Origin of the sequence: Sphingomonas sp. Leaf67, assembly GCF_001421965.1 — a bacterium.
In the GTDB taxonomy this organism is placed as follows: Bacteria; Pseudomonadota; Alphaproteobacteria; order Sphingomonadales; family Sphingomonadaceae; genus Sphingomonas.
This window is the reverse complement of record NZ_LMLP01000001.1, coordinates 286,968-304,539: the sequence shown is the minus strand read 5'-3', so window position 1 is coordinate 304,539 and position 17,572 is coordinate 286,968. Positions and strand designations below refer to the sequence as shown.

At 65.2% G+C, this 17,572-nt stretch carries 13 protein-coding genes; 7 read left to right on the top strand and 6 right to left on the bottom strand.

The features are described from left to right. The first annotated feature begins 23 nt into the window (after positions 1–23). Complete coding sequence (locus ASE90_RS01425) at positions 24–1,604, top strand: long-chain fatty acid--CoA ligase (protein ID WP_055994940.1); 1,581 nt, start codon at positions 24–26, stop codon at positions 1,602–1,604. A 37-nt stretch (positions 1,605–1,641) separates the two neighbouring features. Here ASE90_RS01425 and ASE90_RS01420 read toward each other — a convergent pair whose 3' ends face one another. Both ASE90_RS01420 and ASE90_RS01415 read right to left on the bottom strand, forming a co-directional pair. Then, positions 1,642–2,346 carry a DMP19 family protein gene (locus ASE90_RS01420; RefSeq protein ID WP_235531612.1) on the bottom strand — a complete coding sequence of 235 codons (705 nt, stop codon included), beginning with the start codon at positions 2,344–2,346 and terminating at the stop codon, positions 1,642–1,644. Between the two features lie 181 nt (positions 2,347–2,527). After that, complete coding sequence (locus tag ASE90_RS01415) at positions 2,528–3,745, bottom strand: TetR/AcrR family transcriptional regulator (protein WP_055994934.1); 1,218 nt, start codon at positions 3,743–3,745, stop codon at positions 2,528–2,530. 132 nt (positions 3,746–3,877) lie between these two features. On the opposite strand from ASE90_RS01415, the gene ASE90_RS01410 reads away from it, so the two are divergent. From ASE90_RS01410 to ASE90_RS01395, 4 genes are all read left to right on the top strand, one after another. Then, a complete protein-coding gene (locus ASE90_RS01410) occupies positions 3,878–5,122 on the top strand; it encodes an acyl-CoA dehydrogenase family protein (RefSeq protein ID WP_055997058.1) in 1,245 nt (414 codons plus the stop codon). Further along, the gene (locus ASE90_RS01405) at positions 5,112–6,131 is read left to right on the top strand and encodes a phosphotransferase family protein (protein WP_055994931.1); all 1,020 of its coding nucleotides are present in this window, start codon (positions 5,112–5,114) and stop codon (positions 6,129–6,131) included. The genes ASE90_RS01410 and ASE90_RS01405 overlap by 11 nt, the downstream gene beginning before the upstream one ends. Continuing rightward, on the top strand, positions 6,128–6,925 hold the full coding sequence (locus ASE90_RS01400) for an SDR family NAD(P)-dependent oxidoreductase (RefSeq protein ID WP_055994928.1): 798 nt from the start codon (positions 6,128–6,130) through the stop codon (positions 6,923–6,925). The genes ASE90_RS01405 and ASE90_RS01400 overlap by 4 nt, the downstream gene beginning before the upstream one ends. A gap of 61 nt (positions 6,926–6,986) precedes the next feature. Then, positions 6,987–8,066 (top strand): catalase family protein, encoded by a 1,080-nt coding sequence (locus ASE90_RS01395; RefSeq protein ID WP_321163764.1) that lies wholly within the window; start codon positions 6,987–6,989, stop codon positions 8,064–8,066. A gap of 63 nt (positions 8,067–8,129) precedes the next feature. Here the strand turns inward: ASE90_RS01395 and ASE90_RS01390 are convergent, their stop codons facing one another. The 4 genes from ASE90_RS01390 to ASE90_RS01375 are packed head-to-tail and all read right to left on the bottom strand — an operon-like array spanning position 8,130 to position 13,347. Continuing rightward, positions 8,130–9,002 carry an acyl-CoA thioesterase gene (locus ASE90_RS01390; RefSeq protein ID WP_200910764.1) on the bottom strand — a complete coding sequence of 291 codons (873 nt, stop codon included), beginning with the start codon at positions 9,000–9,002 and terminating at the stop codon, positions 8,130–8,132. Further along, complete coding sequence (locus ASE90_RS01385) at positions 9,002–10,129, bottom strand: acyl-CoA dehydrogenase family protein (RefSeq protein ID WP_055994922.1); 1,128 nt, start codon at positions 10,127–10,129, stop codon at positions 9,002–9,004. The genes ASE90_RS01390 and ASE90_RS01385 overlap by 1 nt, the downstream gene beginning before the upstream one ends. Before the next feature lie 18 nt (positions 10,130–10,147). Continuing rightward, a complete protein-coding gene (locus ASE90_RS01380; RefSeq protein WP_055994919.1) occupies positions 10,148–11,326 on the bottom strand; it encodes an acyl-CoA dehydrogenase family protein in 1,179 nt (392 codons plus the stop codon). Next, complete coding sequence (locus tag ASE90_RS01375) at positions 11,323–13,347, bottom strand: 3-hydroxyacyl-CoA dehydrogenase NAD-binding domain-containing protein (RefSeq protein ID WP_156361364.1); 2,025 nt, start codon at positions 13,345–13,347, stop codon at positions 11,323–11,325. The genes ASE90_RS01380 and ASE90_RS01375 overlap by 4 nt, the downstream gene beginning before the upstream one ends. A 209-nt stretch (positions 13,348–13,556) precedes the next feature. Here ASE90_RS01375 and ASE90_RS01370 point away from each other — a divergent pair, with 209 nt between their 5' ends. Together ASE90_RS01370 and ASE90_RS01365 are read left to right on the top strand one after the other, a co-directional pair. Further along, on the top strand, positions 13,557–15,251 hold the full coding sequence (locus ASE90_RS01370; protein ID WP_055997052.1) for a class I adenylate-forming enzyme family protein: 1,695 nt from the start codon (positions 13,557–13,559) through the stop codon (positions 15,249–15,251). A gap of 234 nt (positions 15,252–15,485) precedes the next feature. Beyond that, positions 15,486–17,342: an ABC-F family ATP-binding cassette domain-containing protein gene (locus ASE90_RS01365; RefSeq protein ID WP_055994913.1), complete on the top strand. Its 1,857-nt coding sequence runs from the start codon at positions 15,486–15,488 to the stop codon at positions 17,340–17,342. Positions 17,343–17,572: the final 230 nt, after the last annotated feature.

Sequence of the window (17,572 nt, the reverse complement as noted above, 5' to 3'; positions counted from 1 at the left end):
GGAGAGTGCGCGTGCTGGGCGGAATGCAGGATTTCGAACTTCGAGTACCCCGGCTGCTCGACCATGCCGAGCGTGAGCATGGGGGTCGCGAGATCGTCACCCGCTGGGCGAACGGCAGCGAGACGCGGACGAACTGGGCGGGCATCGCGTACGATGCGCGGCGGTTGGCGCAGGCGCTGGAGCGGCTGGGGATCGAGCCGGGAGACCGCGTGGCGACGATGGCGATGAACCACGCCCATCACCTGATCGCGTGGTATGGCGTGATCGGCATGGGCGGCATCATCCACACCATCAACCCGCGGCTATTCGACGACCAACTGGCCTATATCGCCGACCATGCCGGGGATCGGGTGCTGCTCTATGACGCGGCCTTTGCGCCGATCATCGAGCGGATGAAGCCGCGTCTGCCCGGTATCGAGCATTTCATCGTGATGGACGGCGACGGGCCGGACTCCTTCGCCGCGCTGATCGCGCCCGAGACCGGCGACTACGCCTGGGTCGAGGGGGACGAGCGCGACCATTGCATGATCTGCTATACCAGCGGCACGACCGGCGATCCGAAGGGCGTGATCTATTCGCACCGCTCGAACGTGCTCCACGCCATCGCCGAGTTGCAGCCCGACGAATTTGATCTGTCGCAGCGGGCGGTGTGCCTGCCGGTGGTGCCGATGTTCCATGCGGTCGGCTGGGGCCTGCCCTTTGCCGCGCCTGCGGTGGGGGCGAAGGTCGTGTTCTCGGCGGTCAACGAACCCGCCGTGCTGTGCGACCTGATGAACCGCGAGCGGATAACGCATTCGGCGGGCGTGCCGACCGTCTGGTTCGCGATGTTCCAGTATATGGACGCGACCGGCGCCGCGCCCGAACATCTGCAGGTCGTGACGATCGGCGGATCGGCGGCCCCGCGCGCGATGATCGAACGGATCATGCGGATGGGCGTCCGCGTCAACCACGCATGGGGCATGACCGAAACCTCGCCGATCGGCACGATGGGCGCGGCCGGCGCGGACTGGGACGACCTCAGCTTCGACCAGCGGGTCGATCAGGTATGCCGACAGGGCAAGGTGCCGTTCGGCGTCGAACTGCGCACGGTCGATGAAGCGGGCGCGGTGCTGCCGCGCGATGGCGAGACGTCGGGCCAGTTGCAGGTGCGCGGCCCATGGGTGCTCAAACGCTATTTTCGCGACGAAAGCGGCGATGCGCTGACCCCCGATGGCTGGTTCGACACCGGCGACGTGGCGATGCTTCACCCCGACGGCACGATGCAGATTACCGACCGTGCAAAGGACGTTATTAAATCCGGCGGCGAATGGATCAGCTCGGTCGATCTGGAAAATGCCGCGGTCGGATGCCCCGGCGTGGCGGAGGCGGCGGCGATCGGCGTGCTGCATCCGCGCTGGGACGAACGGCCGGTGCTGCTCGTGGTCACGCGCCCGGGCGCGGAGGTGAAGGCGGAAGCGGTGCTGGCGCATCTGGCGACGAAGGTTGCAAAATGGTGGCTGCCCGACCGCGTGATCTTCGTCGACGCGCTACCGCACAGTGCGACGGGGAAGTTGAGGAAGACGGCGTTGCGCGAGCAATATCGCGGGGTGTTGGTCGGTACGTGAGCTGATCTACATAACGTGCCGTCGATCGGTATTCAATCTAGGCCGTCCGATACAATTGATCGCGGTATTCCATGATAAAACGGTTAACGTAGATAATGGATGTTGCCTTAGTATTGTCGGTATAAAACCAGTCGTCAAACGCGTCTGCCTCGACAGTTGGCGGATCGATGAAATCAAAAAAGCGTTCTCCGCCACTTGGTAATTCTCCTGACGCTACCGCTATCTGATATTTAAGTTCGATTTGCCATTCTGCGTCATGGCGTGCTTCGACAATCGCAATATCCCTCGCCGTTGTCGGTTGCCACCACCGCTTATGTTTGCGTGCGAGGTGACGGATCAATCGCTTGCGACTTGCGCGCCATTTTTCAGGATCATCGCTGAACGGAACCGGTTGCTGCCGCTCGGGTTCGGTTGCGTCACCGGCCTGTTCCGTCATTGCACGGCGAAACCGCTTGCGTAGATCCGGCCACTCCAGAGCGTCGACCGCAGCGACGCCCAAGGCAAGGTCCTGAGCGTAGCTATCGCAAAACTGAACGAAGCCGCCGTTACTTACCTGCCCCACGATATCGGACCACATTATGAATGTGCGCTGTGCTGGCGTAAGCAAAAGGTTTCCGGGATGGCCGTAGGTGTTCCATCCTTCGATGGTCATGACGGCCGGGACATGGATCAGTCCTTCCCCTGTCATCCACCATCGTTCGTCTGCATAGGATGCAGATTGTTCGAATTCAGCATCGGTCATTACGGGGCGGCTGTCGGTCATGTTTGCTCGAAACTGACTGGTTGTAAGCTGTCGACATATCTGCGGCCTATTAGAAGTCTTCCCAGGATTTGGACTGCCCACTTACGAGTGTCCCTGTTTGAAAACATCACCGACCGATGGGTAATCAAGTCCCGGTCTGGCGCTACACAGAACGTGTCGTTCAAACCACCGGATCGTCGAACAACCCCGTCATCACCGTCGACGCATAAAACCCGACCGCCCGCTCGCGTGGCATCGTCGCCGCCCAGTTCCGCATATCGAACGCGGCGTTCTGCAACGCCATCAGCGCCTGCGCTGCGATCAGCGGGTCGACTGCGCGAAGCGAGCCTTCGGCGATGCCGTCGCTGATCGTGCCGGCGAAGCGGCGGGCGATGCGGTTGGAGCGGTCGACCATCGCCTGTCGTACGGTCAGCGGCAGTCCGGACAGGGCGGTGGTGCGCAACAACGGCCCCTGGTCCGTGAACTGTGCGTCGACCAGCAGCGCAAGCGTGCTCGACAAGCGCTGCCAATGGCTGCCGCCGGCGCGATCGGCGGCACGCTGAGCCGCGCTGATCGTGTCGAAGCTGCGGCGATAGCAGGAGATAACCAGATCGTCCTTGGCATCGAGATGGTGGTAGAACGACCCCTTGGTCACGTTCAGCTCGGACGCGATCCGCTGGACCGATGCGCCGCGATAGCCGAGTTCGTTGATGAGCCGGGTGGCCGCGCGCAGAAAGGCGTCGCGCGCCGGTTCGGCATCGGCCTGTTCGGGGGCGAGCGGTCGCGGTGTCCAGTGCTGGCCGGGGCCGGCCATGCCGTGCAGGAACACGTCCATCAATCGCGCCTCGACCCGGTCATATTGGTCGGGTTCGTAGCGATCGAGCCAGACGGTCAGCCAGAAACAGTTTTCGAGCAGGACGTGGGCGCGGGCGCTGAAGATGTCCTTGGCGGTGCGGTCGGCGGGGTCGCCCCACAGGGTGCGGGTCTTGCGAAACACGTCGCGCCAGCCGGACAGGAGGCGTGCCTTGAACGGGTCCTCCATCGCGCGCAGGTCGGATAGCATCGCGACGGGGCGTTCCTCGCCCGCCTCGATCCGACGCTGCCGGTCGAAATGGACGCTCAAAAACTTTGCGACGCGGGCCTGCGGGGTGGGTTCGCGGAGTGCTTCGTCGAGCGTCGCCTGTAGCCAGTCGAGCGTATGGTCGAAGGCGGCGGCGGCAAGGTCTTCCTTGCGCTTGAAATAATAGGTGACGCTGGTGGTGTTGAGCCCGACGCGCCGGGCGACGTCGGCAAAGGTCATGCCCTTCGCACTGGCTTCGTTGATCGCCTCCGCCGCCGCCGCAAGAATGGCGTCGCGCTTGGCGCGGTAGCGTTTGGTGGCCCCGTTGGTCGTCGTCATGGACGCGACCCTAGCAGAACGGGTGTGGAGCCCAAGCCTATTTTTCGCTCTGCTATGCGACGTCATCGGCGCTTTACCGAATATGCGGTATGGCCTAGATCGCTAAAAACAGGTTGCAGCGGGAGACGGATGTTGGACTTTTCGCTAAGCGAGCGCGAAACCCATTGGCGCGACCGTGTCACCGCGTTTCTGGCCGAGCATGTCGCGCCTGCCGACCATGACTATCATGCGGAAGTGGCGAGCGGCGATCGCTGGGCACCGGTGGCGATGCTGGAACCGCTGAAGGAACGGGCGCGGGCGGCGGGGCTGTGGAACCTGTTCATGCCGCCGCATTCGGGCGCGCCGATGGTCGATGATAGTTTCGCGTTCGAGGGTACGCAGTTGTCCAACCTCGAATATGCGCTGTGTGCCGAGGCGATGGGGCGGTGGCACTGGGCGAGCGAGGTGTTCAACTGTTCGGCCCCCGACACCGGCAATATGGAGGTGCTGCATCGCTACGGCACGCGCGAGCAGAAGGAGGCATGGCTGCGGCCGTTGATGGACGGCACGATCCGGTCGGCATTCCTGATGACCGAACCGGCGGTGGCGTCGTCGGATGCGACCAATATCGAGACGCGGATCGTGCGCGACGGCGACGACTATGTGATCGACGGGCGCAAATGGTGGTCGTCGGGGACCGGCGATCCGCGCTGCAAGGTCGCGATCGTGATGGGCAAGACCGACCCGGACGCGCCGCGCCACCGGCAACAGAGCATGATCCTGGTGCCGATGGATATGCCCGGCGTGCGGATCGAGCGGATGCTGCCGGTCTATGGCTATGACCATGCCCCGCACGGCCATGGCGAGGTGGTGCTCGACCAAGTGCGGGTACCGGCGAGCAACCTGATGCTGGGCGAGGGACGTGGGTTCGAAATCGCGCAGGGACGACTGGGTCCGGGGCGTATTCACCATTGTATGCGGACGATCGGGGTGGCCGAAATGGCGCTGGAGGCGATGGCGAAGCGGCTGCAATCGCGCGTCGCGTTCGGCAAGAAGATCGGCGATCATTCGATCTGGGAACAGCGGGTCGCGCGGGCGCGGATCGATATCGAGATGACGCGGCTGCTGTGCCTGAAGGCTGCCGACATGATGGACCGCGCCGGGAACAAGGCCGCGCAGGGCGAGATCGCGATGATCAAGGTGCAGGCACCGACCATGGCGCTGGCGATCCTCGACGATGCGATCCAGGCGCATGGCGGCGGCGGCGTGTCGGAGGACTTTCCGCTGGCAGCGGCATGGGCCGGGGTGCGGACGCTGCGCTTTGCCGACGGGCCGGACGAGGTGCACAACCGCGCGATCGCCCGCGCCGAGTTCGCGAGGGTGTCCGGTGGGCGGTGACGTCGACCTCGATCTCGACCGGCTGACGCCGTGGCTGGCGGCGACGGTCGGGGACGGGCCGGTCGCGGTGACGCGCTATCCGGGCGGGCAGAGCAATCCGACCTACCGGGTCGATGCGGCGCGCGGGTCCTATGTCCTGCGCCGCAAGCCGTTCGGGGTGTTGTTGCCCAGCGCGCATGCGATCGAGCGCGAATATCGATTGATCGCGGCACTGCACCCCACCGGCTATCCGGTGCCGCGGCCGATCGCGCTGTGCGAGGATGCGGGGGTGATCGGCGCGCCCTTCTATCTGATGGAGCGGGTCGCGGGGCGGACGATCTGGAATGGTGCGATGCCCGACCTGTCGCCCGACGAACGGCGCGCGCATTACTGGGCGATGGTTGATGCGCTGGCGGCGCTGCACGCGATCGATCCGGTAACGGTCGGCCTTGGCGATTACGGCAAGCCGGGCAATTATTTCGAGCGGCAGGTGGCGCGCTGGACCCGGCAATATCGGGCGAGCCAGACCGACGATCTGCCCGACGTCGAGCGGCTGATCGAATGGCTGCCGCGTACGGTACCGGCGCAGGAGCGGGTGGCGATCGTTCATGGCGATTACCGGATCGACAATCTGATCTTTGCCGAAGACAGCGCACGCGTCGCGGCGGTGCTCGACTGGGAGTTGTCGACGCTGGGCGATGCGCTGGCCGATTTCACCTATCTGCTGATGAACTGGATGACGCCGCCCGATGGTCGGTCGGGCATTGCTGGATTGAGCGGCGGCGACAGCGGCATTCCGGCGATGGAGGAGGTCGTGACGCGCTATTGCGCGGCGACCGGGCGGGACGGGGTGCCGGGGCTGGACTGGTATTTCGCCTATAACCTCTTTCGCCTGACCGGGATCGTGCAGGGGATCAAGCAACGGGTGCGCGACGGCAATGCGTCGAGCGCGCAGGCGGCGCGGATGGCCGAGCGGGTACCCGAACTGGCGGCGGCGGCATGGCGGTTCGCGCAACAGGCGGGGGCATGATGCGGTTTGCGGGCAGGTCGGCGCTGGTCACGGGTGCCGGATCGGGGATCGGGCGGGCCTGTGCGCTGGCTTTCGCGCGGGAAGGCGCGGGGGTGGTTTGTGGCGACCGGTCCGATGCCGGGGCGACGGTGGCGCTGATCGAGGCGGCGGGCGGTCGGGCGGTGGCCTGTACGATGGATGCAGGCGCGGACGAGGATGTCGCAGGTGCGGTGGCGTTGGCGGTCGAACGCTTCGGCGGGATCGATGTCGTCCATGCCAATGCCGGGATTTCGGGCGGTCTGGCCAGTCTGTTCGAACAATCCGCCGACGACTGGGCGGAGATATTGCGGGTCAACCTGATCGGCCCGTTCCTAGCGATCCGGCACGCCGCGCCGGTGATGGCGGCGGCCGGCGGCGGGGCGATCGTGTGTACCGCCAGCGTCGCCGGGCTGCGATCGGGGGCGGGCGGCGCGGCTTATTCCGCGTCGAAGGCGGGCGTCATCAATCTGGTCCAGACCGCCGCGCAGCAATTGTCGGGCTCGGGGGTACGCGTGAATGCGGTATGTCCGGGCCTGATCGAAACCGGCATGACGGCAATGGTCTATGACCAAGCCCGCCAGTCGGGGAAGGAAGGGCGGATCGGTCGGCTGAACCCGCTGCGGCGCGGCGGCGAGGCCGAGGAGGTCGCCAAGGTCGTCCTGTTCCTCGCATCCGCCGAGGCCAGCTACATCAACGGACAGGCGTGGGCGGTCGATGGCGGACTGTCGTCGAGCCACCCGTTCACCCGGCAGGACTATGGGCGTACCGCCGTATAAGTCCCCGGAACGAATAACCTCCCCCGCACTTGTCGACATGAAGACGAGGGAGTTCCTGCAGATGACCGACATGCTGAAACCGCCGGTGCGCTACACCGCCGCACTCGAAGCACCGGAGGCGGACGAGGCCGAGACGATCGCCGAGATGGAGCAGGCGTTCGACACGATCCTGACGACCACCTCGGCGGATTACGGCAAAGCGGTGCGCGCGGTCCATGCCAAAGCGCATGGCATCCTGAAGGCCGAACTGAGCGTCCACGACGACCTGCCGCCCGAACTGGCGCAGGGGCTGTTCGCAAAGCCCGGCGTTTATCCGGTGTGGATGCGGTTTTCGACCAATCCCGGCGACATCCTTGACGACGCGATCGGTTTGCCGCGCGGGCTGGCGTGGAAGGTGATGGAGGTCGAGGGCGAACGTCTGGCCGGAACCGGCGGGCGGACACAGGACTTCGTGATGGTCAACGCGCCCGCCTTTGCCGCGCCGACGCCCGCGAAGTTCGCCAGCAACCTGAAGCTGCTCGCCAGGACGACCGACAAGGCGGAATGGGCGAAGAAGGCGTTGTCCTATGTCTTGCGCGGGGCCGAGGCGGCGTTGGAGGCGGTCGGGACCGAGAGTACGTTGTTGAAGACGATGGGCGGGTCGAAGAACGTGCATCCGCTGGGCGAGACTTATTTCTCGGCGACGCCGTTCCGGCACGGTTCCTATGTCGCCAAATATCAGGTGGTGCCGGTGTCGCCCGATCTGACTGCGCTGACCAATGTCGTGGTCGATATCAGCGGGCGTCCGAATGCGATCCGCGAAGATTTGCAGGCGTCAGCGGCGAAGGTGCGCGGCGAATGGGAAGTGCGGGTGCAGCTGCTGCGCGATCCCGAAACCCAGCCGATCGAGGATGCGGCAACGCCATGGCCGGAGGATGTCAGCCCGTATCTGACCGTCGCGACGTTGCGCTGCGAGCCGCAGGATAGCTGGTCGGCGGACAAGGTTGCCGAAGTCGATGAGGGGCTGCGGTTCAGCGTATGGACCGGGCTGGCCGCACATCAGCCACTGGGTGGGGTGAACCGGGTGCGCAAGCCGGTCTACGACCATTCGGCGCAGTATCGCGAGCGGTTCAACGGATGTCCGTTGCACGAGCCGGGGTGAGGTCTTCCGTAGCCAACTATACCCCCGCCTTCGTACGGGAATGCCGGGGAAGGTGGAGGACGCCTATCCCCGTACCCGAACCAGCCCTTCCTGCGCCACGCTCGCCACCAGTCGCCCGTCGCGGGCAAAGATGCGGCCACGGTTGAAGCCACGGGCGTGTCCGGCCCATGGGCTGTCGGTGACGTAGAGCAGCCAGTCGTCGGCACGGAACGGTTCGTGCAGCCACAGTGCGTGGTCGAGGCTTGCGGTATGGACCCGATCCATCATCCAGTGAATGCCGTGCGGCAGCATACAGGTGCCGAGCAGCATCATGTCGCTGGCATAGGCGAGGACTGCACGGTGGAGCGTCGCGTCGTCGCCGAGCGGCGCGACCGCGCGGAACCAGCCATGCTGGATCGGTGCACGCGGCGTCGGGTCGGTCAGGTGATCGGCCTCGACCGGACGGATTTCGATCGGGCGGGCGCGCAGGAACAGCCGGTGGAACTTGTCGGGGATACGGTCCTGCATCGCCAGCCGCAGGTCGCGATCGGAGCGTAATGCCTCGGGCGGGGGAACGTCGGGCATCGCGTCCTGATGCATCATGCCGTCCCCGGGCAGTTGGAACGACGCCGCCATGTTCAGGATCGCCTGTCCGCGCTGCATCGCGATCACGCGGGCATTGGCAAAACTGCGCCCGGCGAAGTCCCGGACGACGCGGTAGAGGATCGGATGCTCCTCATCACCCGCCCGCAGGAAATAGGCGTGTAGCGAGTGCGCGATCTTCGCCCCGCCGATCGAGCGTTGCGCCGCTTGCAAGGCCTGCCCGATCACCTGTCCGCCGAACACCCGGCCGACACCGCCAGGATTGCGCGCGCCGCGATACAGGTCGGTGTCGATCTCTTCGATATCGAGCAGCGCGACCAGTCCCGCGACCAGATCGGCGGGCGTCGGCTCCATCAATAGCCGCCGATCCGGGCGATGCGATCGCTGTGATAGCCGATATCGCCGAACATTTCGGTCAGGACGCGGGCGCGCTTCATGAAGAAACCGATATCGGCATCGTCGGTCATGCCGATGCCGCCATGCATCTGCACCGCTTCCTGCACCGCCAGCGTCGACGCCATGCCTGCCATCGCCTTTGCGACCGAAACGGCAACGTCGGCATCCGCCGCGCCTTCGTCGAGCCGTTGTTGTGCCTTCAGCACTGCCGCACGGGCGACCTCGAGTTCGGAATAGAGGTGCGCGGCACGGTGTTGCAGCGCCTGAAAACTGCCGATGGTTTGGCCGAACTGCTTGCGCTGTCGCAGATAGTCGAGCGTCCGCGTCGCCGCGCCGTCGCCGACGCCGAGCGATTCCGCCGCCGCCCCGGTCCGCGCGGCGGCGAGCAGGCGGTCGAGTGCGCGGCGACCATCGTCGACCGTGCCGACCACCGCGTTGCCATCGATTTCGACATGGTCGAAGGTCAGGCGGGCGGCGATGCTGCTGTCGGTCAGGCGGCGGGGATTGGCGGAGAGGCCGGGGGTATCGGCGGGAAGGGCGAACAGCGTCAGCCCCTCCGCATCGCGATCGCTGCCAGCGGTGCGGGCGATGACGAGGATCAGGTCGGCGACATGGCCGTGGGCGATGAACTGCTTGGTGCCGACCAGGCGAAAGCCGTTGCCCGATCGCTCGGCGCGCACTGCAACGGCATCGCCATGCTTCGCGCGTTCGTCGATCGCCAGCGCGGCAACGGTTTCGCCCGCGGCGATACGCGGCAGCCAGCGTTCGCCGGCGCTCGTCCCCGACAGCGCGGCGACGGCGGCGACCGACGTGGAGAGGAAGGGCGAGGGCGACAGGTTGCGGCCGATCTCCTCCAGCACGATGCCGGCCTCGACATGGCCGAGGCCGAGGCCGCCCGCGCTTTCGGGCACCATCATGCCGGTAAAGCCCATCTCGGCAAACTTCGCCCACAGGCCGCGATCGAAGCCGGTCGGGTCGTCGGCGTCGCGCAGCGCACGCAAATGCGCGACCGGCGCGGCTTCACCCAGAAATTCGCGGGCGGTGTCGGCCAGCATCGTCTGATCGTCGTTCAGAAACATGGGCATGGAGGGTGTTCCTGACAGTTATCGCAGCGGCAGGTCGAGGATACGACGCGCGATGATGTTGAGCTGGATTTCGGACGTACCGCCCTCGATCGAGTTCGCCTTGGTCCGCAGCCAGGCGCGCGCCGCCGCGCCGTTGTCGCTGTCGGCGCTTTCCCATTCGAGCACGTCCGATCCGCCCGATGCCATCAGCAGTTCGTGGCGCGTCTTGTTCAACTCGGTGCCGACATATTTCATCATGCTCGGCTGCGCGGGATGCGCGCGACCGGCCTTCAACTCGTCGCGGAAACGTTCCGACATGGCGGTAAACGCGCGGGCGCGGACGTCGAAGGTCGCGATGGCGGACCGCAGCATCGGGTCGGCCAAACGGCCGGCATCGTCGGTGCCGATCGTCTCGATCGCCTTCGCAATCAATGGGCCGTTGCCAGTGCCGCCCATGCCCGAAATCATCTCCCGCTCATGGCCGAGCAGATATTTGGCCACGTCCCAACCCTTGTTCAGGTCGCCGACCAGATTGGTCTTCGGCACGCGGACATCGTCGAAGAAGGTTTCGCAGAAGGGCGAGTTGCCCGAGATCAGCTTGATCGGGCGGGTGGTGATGCCAGGCGATGCCATGTCGAACAGCAGGAAGCTGATTCCACCCTGCTTGGTTGAACGGTCAGTGCGGACGAGGCAGAAGATCCAGTCGGCCTTGTCGGCGTAGCTGGTCCACACCTTTTGCCCGTTGACGATGAAGTCGTCGCCGTCGGGAACTGCGCTGGTTTGCAGCCCGGCGAGGTCGGAACCGGCGCCGGGTTCGCTATAGCCCTGACACCAGCGGATTTCGCCGCGCGCGATCTTCGGCAGATGCGCCTGCTTCTGTTCCTCGGTCCCGTATTTCAGCAGCGCGGGGCCAAGCATCGAAATGCCGAACGAATAGAGCGGATTGCGTGCGCCTATTGCCGTCATTTCTTCGCGCAATATCTTGGCCTCGGCCGGCGACAGGCCGCCGCCGCCATGGGCGGTCGTCCAGTCAGGTACCGTCCAGCCGCGCTCCGCCATCCGGTCCAGCCACAGCTTCTGATCGGGATTGGCATAGGTCGGATTGCGGCCACCCCATGTCACGTCGTTGTCGGAACGGACCGGTTCACGCATCGATGGCGGACAATTCGCCTCCAGCCATGCGCGGGTGTCGGCGCGGAACGCGGCGAGGTCGGTCACTTGTTGAACCGCCCGCCGGTCTCCGCCTTTTCGCGCAGCAGCGGCGCGACGTCGAAGCCGTGCTTTTCGAGGCCCGCGACGATCTTCTTCGCGCCCTCGATATCGGCCCAGAACATCGGCCCGCCGCGATAGGGCGGCCAGCCATAGCCATAGATCCAGACCACATCGATATCGGACGCGCGCTGCGCCTTGCCTTCCGACAGGATCTTCGCGCCTTCGTTGACGATCGGGTAGAGGGTCCGTTCGACGATCTCTTCGTCGGTGATCTCGCGCTGCGGGGTGTCGGTCTTGGTACGGAAATCATCGATGATCTCGGCGACGCGGGCGCTGTTCGATGCCTGCCGCTTGTCGTCGTAATCGTAGAAGCCCGCGCCCTTTTTCTGGCCCCAGCGACCTTCGGCGGCGAGCGCATCGCGGATATTCTCGATCCGGCTCGGATCGCGGTGCCAGCCGATATCGACGCCGGCCAGGTCGGCCATCTGGAACGGGCCCATCGGCATCCCGAACTCGACATGGACGCGGTCGACCTGTTCGGGGGTCGCGCCCTCCATCAGCAGCTTCATCGCCTCGACCTGCCGCGGTTCCAGCATCCGGTTGCCGATGAAACCGTGGCAGACGCCGGCCACCACCGCGACCTTGCGGATCTTCTTCGACAGCGCCATCGCCGTTGCCAGCACGTCGTCGGCGGTCGCGTCGCCACGCACGATTTCCAGCAGCTTCATGATGTTGGCGGGCGAGAAGAAGTGGAGGCCGAGCACGTCCTGCGGCCGCTTGGTCGCGGCGGCGATGACGTTGACGTCGAGATAGCTGGTGTTCGACGCGAGGATCGCGCCGGGTTTGCAAATGGCGTCGAGCTTGCCGAAAATGTCCTGCTTGACCGACATTTCCTCATACACCGCCTCGATCACCAGATCGACCTCGGCAAGGTCGTCCATCGACAGCGTGGGGGTCAGCAGGCCCATCGCCTGCTCGACCTGTTCGGGCTTCATTCGGCCCTTGGCGGCGGTTGCCTCGTAATTCTTGCGGATGATGCCGACGCCGCGGTCGAGCGCGTCCTGCTGCATCTCGACGATGGTGACGGGCACGCCCGCCGACAGGAAGTTCATGGCGATGCCGCCGCCCATCGTGCCCGCGCCGATCACGCCGATGCGCTGGATCGGGCGGAGCGCAATGTCGTCGGCGATGCCGTCGATCTTCGATGCCTTGCGCTCGGCGAAGAAGATGTGCCGCTGTGCCGCCGACTGGACGGAGAACATCAGCTTCATAAACTGCTGCCGCTCAAACGCGATCCCCTCGGCGAAGGGCGTCTCGCTGGCCTTCACGACGCAGGCGATGTTGGCGGCGGGGGCTTCGTAGCCACGGAAGCGGCGGGCATTGGCCTTTTCGAAGGCGGCGACTGCTTCGGGGTCGGGCGATATCGATTTTTCGGAGGTGCGGGGCAGCGGGCGGATGTCGGCGACTTCGCAGGCGAAGGCGATGGCTTCCTCCAGCAGATTGCCTTCGGTGGCGAGGCGGTCGACGATGCCGGCGTCTTTCGCCTTGCTCGCGGAAATCGGCTCCCCCTTCGCCACCAGTTCGAGCGCGACCGCAACACCGGCGAGGCGCGGCAGGCGCTGCGTGCCGCCGGCACCGGGGAGCAGGCCGAGCTTCACTTCGGGCGTGCCGAGCTTCGCGCTGGGGACGGCGATCCGGTAATGGCTGCCGATCGCGACCTCGCACCCACCGCCCAGCGCCGTGCCGTGAATCGTGGCAACGACCGGCTTGTCCGACGCCTCGATCATGTCGACCAGTTGTGGCAGCAGCGGTTCGACCGGCGGCTTGGTGAATTCGGTGATGTCGGCCCCGGCGAAGAAGGTTCTGCCGGCGCACGCGATGACGATGGCACGGACCGAATCGTCGGCCGCCGCTTCCTCGATCGCGGCCTTCAGTCCCAGCCGGACCGAAGCCGACAATGCGTTGACCGGCGGGTTGTCGGCCATCGCCACCAGGATGTCGCCATGACGTTCGGTGTGTACGGACATGTTCGGCCCTTCTCCAGCTTCTGCCATACCGGTAATTCTAAACCGGCAAGCGTTTGCCGCATTCTATTGCCTTTGCGGAATGGATAATCAATAAGAACCTGCATGGAGGCGATCGATCGGGCAAACCCGATATTCTAGGGTCGGCGAACAGGAGCGGTGTCTTGCAGGCAGGCGAAGCGACGATTTCCATCGGGGCCGACTGGCCGCGCATGTCGATTGCGCAAGTACAGGCGGTGCTGACCGCGCCGGGTGCCCCGTTCGAAATGGCGACCGAGACGATCCGGGGCGTGCCGACGCGAATCTGGAAGAACGCTCCGGCAACCCTTGCGCAACTGATTGCTTTCTCACGCAGCCACGGCGAGCGGCTGGCGACGATCCATGAGGATCAGCGGGTAACGTTCGACGCGCAGTTTCGCGCGATCGCGACGCTGGCCAGGCATTTGCAGGACAGCGGGATCGGCAAGGGCGACCGGGTCGCGCTGGCGATGCGCAACATGCCCGAATGGCCGGTCGCGTTCTTTGCGATCGTCGCGATCGGCGCGATCTGCGTGCCGCTGAACGCATGGTGGACGCCGCAGGAACTGGCGTTCGGGATCGGCGATTCGGGGGCCAAGATGCTGATCGTCGATCGGCAGCGGCACGAACGGATCGGCAACGATTATGCGGCGATGCCGGGGCTGGAAACCGTCATCGTGGCACGGGCACGCACGCCGCTGATGGCACCGGCGCGGGCGCTGGAGGCCGTGATCGGCGGTTGCGCGGACTATGCGGCGTTGCCCGACGTCGCGCTGCCCAACGTCGCAATCGCACCCGACGACGATGCGACGATCTTCTATACCAGCGGCACGACGGGCAAGCCCAAGGGCGCGCTCGGTACGCATCGCAACCTTGCGACCAACGTTTATTCCAGCGCGTATATCGCCGCGCGGGCGCAGCTTCGCCGGGGCGAGATGCCGCCGCCCGTGCCCCGGCCCAAGGTCGGGTTGCTCGTCATCCCGTTCTTTCACGTCACCGCGTGCAGCGCGTCGCTGATGGGGGCGATGGCGAGCGGAACGACGCTGGTGCTGATGCGCAAATGGGACACTGCGCAGGCGCTGGCCCTGATCGAACGCGAGCGGGTACAGGTAACCGGCGGGGTGCCGACGATCGCGTGGCAATTGCTGGAGCATCCCGACCGGGAGCGATACGACCTGTCGTCGCTGGAGATCATCCAATATGGCGGCGCGCCGTCCGCACCCGATCTGGTGCGGCGTATCCATGAAGTGTTCGGCGCGATGCCCGGCAATGGCTGGGGCATGACCGAGACGATGGCGACGGTCACCCAGCATAGCGCCGAGGACTATCTAAACCGGCCGACCAGCTGCGGTCCGCCGGTGCCGGTCGCCGATCTGAAGATCATGGCACCCGACGCGCCAATCGAATTGCCGGTGGGCGAGGTCGGCGAGTTATGGGCGCGCGGGCCGATGATCGTGAAAGGCTATTGGAACTGTCCGGAGGCGACCGCAGAGACGTTCGTCGATGGCTGGGTGCGTACCGGTGATCTGGCGCGGCTGGACGACGAAGGCTTTTGCTTCATCGTCGACCGCACCAAGGATATCATCATCCGGGGCGGCGAGAACATCTATTCGATCGAGGTCGAGGATGTGCTGTACGCGCACCCGTCGGTCACCGACGCGGCGCTGATCGGCGTGCCCGACCGGGTGCTGGGCGAAGTGCCGGTGGCGGTCGTGCATCTGTGCTCCGGTTGTTTCGCAAGCGAGAGCGAGTTGCGGGTGTTCGTGCGAGCCCGGCTGGCGGCGTTCAAGGTGCCGGTAGCGGTGCGCTTTTCCGACACGATCCTGCCGCGCAATGCGAACGGGAAGATCGTAAAGAGCGAGTTGCGCGCACTGTTCGCGGCCGGTTGAGCGAGCCAAAGGTCACGAAAGTCACACTCGAGCGCAGTTTGTCGTTATTTTGCGATTCGTTTGCAACAGTCGCTGTCACAGGCGGACCGAGCTTGCGCTGTGGAAGGGCGATCGGACGTTTCAAAGAGCGGGTCGGGTTCAGGCGGGCAGTGATTCTGTCGGACGATGCGCGGGTAGGAAAGCCGTTTCGCGCCGCTCTTCGCAAACGCGGCAAAAAATGCTACGCGCCGCGCCATGCTCAATCTGAACGGTATTACGGTGCGCCTTGGCGGGCGGACGATCCTCGACAATGCCAGTGCGGCACTGCCGCCGGGTAGCCGGGTCGGGCTGATCGGTCGCAACGGTGCCGGCAAGTCGACGCTGGTGCGCGTGATCGCCGGGCAGCTGGAACCGGACAACGGCACGGCGGAAATGCCGCGCGGGTCGCGGCTCGGCTATGTCGCGCAGGAAGCGCCCGCCGGACAGGCGACGCCGTTCGATACGGTGCTGGAAGCCGATGTCGAGCGCGCGCGGCTGATGCACGATGCCGAGACGGTGACCGATCCCGACCGGCTGGGCGATATCCACGAACGGTTGCTGGCGATCGACGCCTATGGTGCGCCGGCGCGGGCGGCGCGGATTCTGGTCGGATTGGGATTCGACGAGGAGATGCAGCAGCGGCCGCTGGAAAGCTATTCAGGTGGCTGGCGGATGCGCGTCGCGCTGGCGGCGCTGCTGTTCAGCCAGCCCGACGTGCTGCTGCTCGACGAACCGTCGAACCACCTCGATCTCGAAGCGGTGATGTGGCTGGAGGATTTCCTCAAAGGATATAAGGCGACGATCGTCGTCGTCAGCCACGAACGCGATTTCCTGAACAACGTCGTCGACCACATCCTGCACCTGCAACAGGGCAAGATCACGCTGTATCCCGGCGGCTATGACGCGTTCGAAAAGCAGCGGGCCGAACGGCTGGCGCAGATCGAATCGGCCCGGGCAAACCAGGCGACGCAGCGCGCCAAGTTGCAGGAATATGTCGCCAAGAATTCGGCGCGGGCGTCGACCGCCAAACAGGCACAGTCGCGCATGAAGATCCTCGCCAAGATGAAGCCGATCGCGGCAGTGGCCGAGGATCCCAGCCTTACCTTCGATTTTCCAGATCCCAGCGAGCTGCGCCCGCCGCTCATCACGCTCGACATGGCGAGCGTGGGGTATAGCGAGACGCCGATCCTCAAGCGGCTGAACCTGCGCATCGATCCCGAGGATCGCATCGCGCTGCTGGGGCGTAACGGCAACGGCAAGACGACGCTGGCGCGGCTGCTGGCGGCGCAGCTGGCACCGATGGACGGCGACATGAACGCCGCGGGCAAGATGAAGGTCGGATACTTCACCCAGTATCAGGTCGAGGAACTGAGCACCGACGACACGCCGCTGGAGCATATGACGCGCCAGATGAAGGGCGCGTCGCCCGCCGCGGTGCGCGCACAGCTCGGCCGGTTCGGCTTTTCGGGCGACAAGGCGATCACGCTGGTCGGCAAGCTGTCGGGCGGTGAGCGCGCGCGGCTGGCGCTGGCGCTCATCACCCGCGATGCGCCGCACATGCTGATCCTCGACGAACCGACCAACCACTTGGACGTCGATGCGCGCGAGGCGTTGGTGCAGGCGCTCAACGCCTATACCGGCTGCGTCCTGCTGGTCAGCCACGACCGGCATATGCTGGAGGCGACCGCCGACCGGCTGGTGCTGGTCGACGAGGGGACGGCGAAGGAATTCGACGGGACGATCGACGATTATATCGCGCTGATCCTCGGCAATTCGGCGAAGGAAAAGGCAAAGAAGGCCAACAAGAAGGACGACCGCAAGGCCGCCGCCGAAGCGCGCGAAAAGGCGCAGGTGCTGAAGAAGGATGCGCAGGCGATCGAACGCGATCTGGCGCGGCTGACCGAACAGCGCGACGCGCTGGATGCGGCGATGGCGGGGAGGGCAACGCCGGCGCTGGCCAAGCTGACCATGGCGCAGTTGATGAAGCGGCGCGCGAGCCTCGACACCGAGATCGAGGTGGCGGAGATGAAGTGGATGGAGGCGAACGAGGCGTTGGAGGCTTTGGCGGCGTAGCGTAAGTTGCCAAAGCGCTAAGAGCACTGCCATCAATGTTCGGTATTTGGCTGGATGACGGGAACGCGTCGGTATGGTGCGTTACATCCGTCAACAGCAACCTAAAGTATTTGCGGTTTTCTGTAGCCAAGGAGATTTTATTTGAAGCGACTGTCGCCGCTCGTATTTATTGGGGTGGTGGCACTTACCTTATTTTGGTGGGTCATGACATGGTTTTTGATCGCGTTGCA

Coding starts and splice junctions, on each gene's coding strand:
- ASE90_RS01390 (WP_200910764.1), bottom strand. CDS start 9,002: ATGGAGCCGACGCCCGCCGATCTGGTCGCGGGACTGGTCGCGCTGCTC.
- ASE90_RS01385 (WP_055994922.1), bottom strand. CDS start 10,129: ATGCCCATGTTTCTGAACGACGATCAGACGATGCTGGCCGACACCGCC.
- ASE90_RS01425 (WP_055994940.1), top strand. CDS start 24: ATGCAGGATTTCGAACTTCGAGTACCCCGGCTGCTCGACCATGCCGAG.
- ASE90_RS01400 (WP_055994928.1), top strand. CDS start 6,128: ATGATGCGGTTTGCGGGCAGGTCGGCGCTGGTCACGGGTGCCGGATCG.
- ASE90_RS01395 (WP_321163764.1), top strand. CDS start 6,987: ATGACCGACATGCTGAAACCGCCGGTGCGCTACACCGCCGCACTCGAA.
- ASE90_RS01375 (WP_156361364.1), bottom strand. CDS start 13,347: ATGTCCGTACACACCGAACGTCATGGCGACATCCTGGTGGCGATGGCC.
- ASE90_RS01365 (WP_055994913.1), top strand. CDS start 15,486: ATGCTCAATCTGAACGGTATTACGGTGCGCCTTGGCGGGCGGACGATC.
- ASE90_RS01420 (WP_235531612.1), bottom strand. CDS start 2,346: ATGACCGATGCTGAATTCGAACAATCTGCATCCTATGCAGACGAACGA.
- ASE90_RS01415 (WP_055994934.1), bottom strand. CDS start 3,745: ATGACGACGACCAACGGGGCCACCAAACGCTACCGCGCCAAGCGCGAC.
- ASE90_RS01370 (WP_055997052.1), top strand. CDS start 13,557: ATGTCGATTGCGCAAGTACAGGCGGTGCTGACCGCGCCGGGTGCCCCG.